Raw genomic sequence first — 219 nt, 5'->3', positions numbered from 1 at the left:
TAAGACGCTGGTCCGTAAGCGTCCGGCCGACCAGGCGGGGGAGGGGTCAGCATGACCCCGGCGTGGATCCCGCCCGGCCCGGCACTGCTGTTCTGCCCGGCCGACCGCCCCGAGCGGTACGGCAAGGCGGCCGAGCGCGCGGACGTGGTGATCGTCGACCTGGAGGACGCGGTCGCACCGGACGCCCGACCGGCCGCCCGGGAGGCGCTCGTGGCCTCC

Annotated in this window: 1 pseudogene; it reads left to right on the top strand. The window is 76.3% G+C overall.

Annotated features, from left to right (window positions below):
* Window positions 1–51: 51 nt before the first annotated feature.
* Window positions 52–219, top strand: a pseudogene (locus G6018_RS15880) (aldolase/citrate lyase family protein); the annotation flags it as partial.

It is taken from the genome of Dietzia sp. DQ11-44, assembly GCF_014145205.1.
Taxonomy (GTDB): Bacteria; Actinomycetota; Actinomycetes; order Mycobacteriales; family Mycobacteriaceae; genus Dietzia; species Dietzia natronolimnaea.
The sequence above is the reverse complement of the archived record's forward strand: the minus strand, read 5'-3'. Positions and strand labels throughout refer to the sequence as shown.